Below are 3,445 nucleotides of genomic sequence, written 5' to 3' on the forward strand. Positions count from 1 at the left end.
GCCGCGGCCCAGGTCAATACGAACCAGATGCCCGTCCCGATGCCGACGCCTTTGGCGCTGCTTGCCAGGTCGGTGGCGTCAAAGGCTGCAAAACCGAGCGCAAGGCCCGCTACATACAGCAATCCAGCTACCGCCGTGGCAACCAGCCAGCCGGCGATGATGGCGCGCCAGGACAGGCGCGGATAAGTGACGACGACGTCCGTCGCGGTATTTGCTACATAAGCCATGGGATGTCTCCGTGCGTTGGGGATCAGGCACAACCGCGTACGAGCGCGATCAGGATCAGCACGGGGATGGGCACGCCGAGTAACCACAGTACGACGTAGCCGATGCCGCCTTTCTGCTTGCCAGGCGTCGCAACGCCCTTTGACTCAGGTACTTCGTTCATTCAAGCGCCTCCCTCGTCCAGCTGCCCCGGACGATCCGTGTCCGGAGGCTGGACATGACGCCGTGGAGCGCCAGTGACGAGGGGGTGAGGGCGCAGCTAGATCAACGCACCCAGCCGCCGCCGTAATAGCGCCAACCCGGACCGCGATGCTCCCAGCGTGGCGCGGCCCAACGATAACCAGGGCGGCCGCGGACCCAGTAGCCACCCACCCAGACATGGCGCGCGCCGTTCCAGCGCCAGTAGCCCGGTGCCCAGACGTAACCTGCGCGCGGCGGCGGTACGCGTTCAAAGCGCGGCGGCGGCGGGGCGACGCGCGTGGTCACGACCACCACCTCGCGGGCTTGCGCCGGCGGGGTGTAGGCAGTGGCAGCAAGGCCGAGGCCGGCAAAAGCCGCCAGGGCGAAAATTCGGGTCATACGGTTCATGTGTCACTCCTCCAGTAACAGGCGGACCCTTGTGTCCGCGGCAGGATGAAAAAACGGTTGCCGACACGGTGCGTTGACGGCGCGCGCCGAGCCCGTTCAGGTTTCACTGGGGCTCCCTGCTGCTCAAGCATCCCCCGTGCCCGCCGATACCGATAGGTAGGCTGGGCAGGCATGGGGAGATCATGGACGGCAGCACTGAGGCGTGGCTTAACGATGCACTGGCTGAATATTCGGCCGGTTTCGGTGAGCATGCGGACATGCTCGATCCGCGCGGCGAACTGACATCGGCGTTGACCCGCTTTGGCGCAAACCCATACGCCATCGAAGCCTGGCACCTGCTCGACGGCGATCTGTCCGGGATGAGCCAGGAGATGAAGCGGCTGATGGCCTTCGACGTGTTCTGGATCGTCGAACGCGCCTTCACCGACCGCGACGGGTTGGAATGGGCCTCGCCAGACGACGCCGGCTTGCACGGTCGTTCCGTGTTGCATGCGATCGACACCCTGATGCGCATGGACACGCAGCTTTTCGAACAGGCCTGCGCCAGGGGCGAAACCGGCCGGACCGTGGAGGGTTACCTTGCCACGCGCGGCACCTGGATTCCACAGGTGGACAGCCGGGCCGAGTACGCAGACCTCCTGCTGGGATCGTTGATGGGCCTTCGCACCGACGTCGGCAGCTGGGTCCAATCCAATGCCGACCAGGCTCGCCAGGATCACGTCAGCCGCCAGCGACTGCGCATGGTGCGCGAGTTGCACGATCTCTTCCACCAGCACCTGGGCCAGAGTCCAGCGCCGGTGGTCGCCGCCCTGGTCAACGCCACCTTCCCGCGCCTGGCCCCGATCGACGCTGAGCAGGTGCCCGTCTTGCTGGGCAAGGCCGAGCCCTCGGCCAATGAGCCGGACTATTCGCCCCTGCAAGACCAGGCCTGAGCGGTTTCATTCAACCTTCGCTAGCCGCGGCGCTAAGATGCCGGCCGACTCCTATGGAGACGCCCGATGACCCGGCAAGACGATTCCCTGATCACCGTCCGTGCCCCGCGCTCGGATGAAGGCAGCATCCGCTACGGCTGGAGCTACACCGTGCTCAACGACGACGGGCACACGATCCTGGCCACCAGCGACAGCGGCAGCTTCACTTACGAAACCGAGGCCCTGGCGCTCAGTGAGGGCTGGCGCGAAGCCCGCGAGGCGCAGAAGCATGGGCTCCACAAGCGCCAGGGGCGCTAGGCCGCGTTCGGGTTAATCCGGAGCCTTTGCCGGCACGAACGGGGACACCGGGTCGCTGGCGGGGAACGTCTCTTCCAGCGCCTGATCCTGGTTATCGCTTTCCTGGAGCTTGCGACGGGCCTTTTCCCCGGCGGTTTCGGGATGGCTCGGTTGGCCGTGGTCGGGGTGATGGACGTCTTTGCGGTCGTGGCTGGACATGGGGGCGGCCTCCTCGGCTGCGGGTTCATGGCCATTGACGCCCGGGGGCGGTGAACCGGCCGTATACCGTTTGTCGGCGGAATCTAACCGCTCGTCGCCCGGCGCTGGCGTCGCGCTGGATCCTTAAGACAGGATGTATGCGTCGGAAAGGGATTGGGGGAATCACCGTGGCAAAGTCGCCGTCGTCGCGCGTCCAGCGTGGCGTCTCACTGCTTGAAGTCCTGATTGCCATCGTCGTCTTTTCGATCGGCATACTCGGTCTTGCCCTGATGCAGCTGAAGGGCGCGTCGTTCACCAAGCAGGCGGGCTCCCGCAGCATGGTTGTGATGCAGACGCGCGGCCTGACCGACGCGATGCGCGGCAATACCGCCTCGCTGTTGCCGATCAAGGCGGTCAATCCCACGGCCCCCACCGCGGCCGAATGTCCCTATTGCTACGACGGCGCCAAGAAGCTCACCGCCGTCGACTGCTCCACCGTCATCTGCAGCAACACCCAGATCGCCACCAATGACGTGGCCACCTGGCTGGCCCAGCTCGCCGCGACCGCGCCGGCGGCCACCACCGGGGTCCAGGGCAAGATCACCTGGTCACCGGTGCTGGGTAGCTACGTGATCACCGCTACCTGGTACGACGGCGGCATAAAGAAGGACAGCACTTCGGAAGGTGACCAGTCCTATTCGTTCAATTTCCTGCCATGAGTGCCCGGATGAACAACCAAGCACGGCGGCAGCGCGGTTTCTCGCTGATCGAATTGATGGTGGCGCTGGTGCTGGGCCTGATCGTGGTCGGCGGCCTGATCCAGGTGCTGATCTCCAACCGCACCGCCTACCGGCTGCAGGAAAGCAGCAACTTCCTGCAGCAGAACCTGCGCTATGCGTCCGATCGGGTGAACTGGTCGTTGCGCATGGCCGACTTCTGGGGCGGTGCCTCGGCAGCCAACGTCACCGGCAGCGCCACCGACAGTCCCGGCAGTTCCGGTTGCGGCGACGCCTTCACGCGCGCCATCAAGGTCAGCGCGGCGGGCGGCGGCGGTGTGTTCGGCTACGACGGCGGAACGAGCTTCCCGATCACCTCGTGCTTGTCCAATGCGGCCAACTATATGCCGGGTTCGGATGTGCTGGTGGTGCGCTACGCCGATGCCGACCCCTGCGCGTTCACCGGTGGCGCGGCGACTACCGCCAACTGCGCACCCGGCTCGCGCACCT

At 65.7% G+C, this 3,445-nt stretch carries 7 protein-coding genes and 1 pseudogene; 4 read left to right on the forward strand and 4 right to left on the reverse strand.

Annotated elements, in window-relative coordinates:
* From VK519_RS17570 to VK519_RS17580, 3 genes and pseudogenes are all read right to left on the reverse strand, one after another.
* A pseudogene (locus VK519_RS17570) lies at positions 1 to 227 on the reverse strand (hypothetical protein); the annotation flags it as partial.
* Positions 228 to 250: 23 nt separating this feature from the next.
* A complete protein-coding gene (locus tag VK519_RS17575) occupies positions 251 to 388 on the reverse strand; it encodes a hypothetical protein (protein ID WP_324351937.1) in 138 nt (45 codons plus the stop codon).
* A 101-nt stretch (positions 389 to 489) separates the two neighbouring features.
* The gene (locus VK519_RS17580; RefSeq protein WP_414692772.1) at positions 490 to 813 is read right to left on the reverse strand and encodes a hypothetical protein; all 324 of its coding nucleotides are present in this window, start codon (positions 811 to 813) and stop codon (positions 490 to 492) included.
* A gap of 182 nt (positions 814 to 995) precedes the next feature.
* On the opposite strand from VK519_RS17580, the gene VK519_RS17585 reads away from it, so the two are divergent.
* Positions 996 to 1,745 carry a hypothetical protein gene (locus tag VK519_RS17585; protein WP_324351939.1) on the forward strand — a complete coding sequence of 250 codons (750 nt, stop codon included), beginning with the start codon at positions 996 to 998 and terminating at the stop codon, positions 1,743 to 1,745.
* A gap of 66 nt (positions 1,746 to 1,811) precedes the next feature.
* Entirely contained in the window at positions 1,812 to 2,042 is a 231-nt protein-coding gene (locus VK519_RS17590; protein WP_324351941.1) for a hypothetical protein, read from the forward strand.
* Between the two features lie 12 nt (positions 2,043 to 2,054).
* Here VK519_RS17590 and VK519_RS17595 read toward each other — a convergent pair whose 3' ends face one another.
* Positions 2,055 to 2,240, reverse strand: a complete 186-nt coding sequence (locus tag VK519_RS17595) for a hypothetical protein (protein WP_324351948.1) — start codon at positions 2,238 to 2,240, stop codon at positions 2,055 to 2,057.
* A 167-nt stretch (positions 2,241 to 2,407) separates the two neighbouring features.
* On the opposite strand from VK519_RS17595, the gene pilV reads away from it, so the two are divergent.
* Complete coding sequence (gene pilV, locus VK519_RS17600) at positions 2,408 to 2,938, forward strand: type IV pilus modification protein PilV (RefSeq protein ID WP_324351943.1); 531 nt, start codon at positions 2,408 to 2,410, stop codon at positions 2,936 to 2,938.
* Between the two features lie 8 nt (positions 2,939 to 2,946).
* The coding region (locus VK519_RS17605; RefSeq protein ID WP_324351945.1) for a PilW family protein at positions 2,947 to 3,445 on the forward strand (499 nt) is incomplete at its 3' end.

The organism is Pinirhizobacter sp. (assembly GCF_035317885.1).
GTDB lineage: Bacteria > Pseudomonadota > Gammaproteobacteria > Xanthomonadales > Rhodanobacteraceae > Pinirhizobacter.

Excerpts from the sequence above, each read along its gene's own strand:
- VK519_RS17575 (WP_324351937.1), bottom strand. The coding sequence starts at position 388 with ATGAACGAAGTACCTGAGTCAAAGGGCGTTGCGACGCCTGGCAAGCAG.
- VK519_RS17595 (WP_324351948.1), bottom strand. The coding sequence starts at position 2,240 with ATGTCCAGCCACGACCGCAAAGACGTCCATCACCCCGACCACGGCCAA.
- VK519_RS17580 (WP_414692772.1), bottom strand. The coding sequence starts at position 813 with ATGAACCGTATGACCCGAATTTTCGCCCTGGCGGCTTTTGCCGGCCTC.
- VK519_RS17585 (WP_324351939.1), top strand. The coding sequence starts at position 996 with ATGGACGGCAGCACTGAGGCGTGGCTTAACGATGCACTGGCTGAATAT.
- VK519_RS17590 (WP_324351941.1), top strand. The coding sequence starts at position 1,812 with ATGACCCGGCAAGACGATTCCCTGATCACCGTCCGTGCCCCGCGCTCG.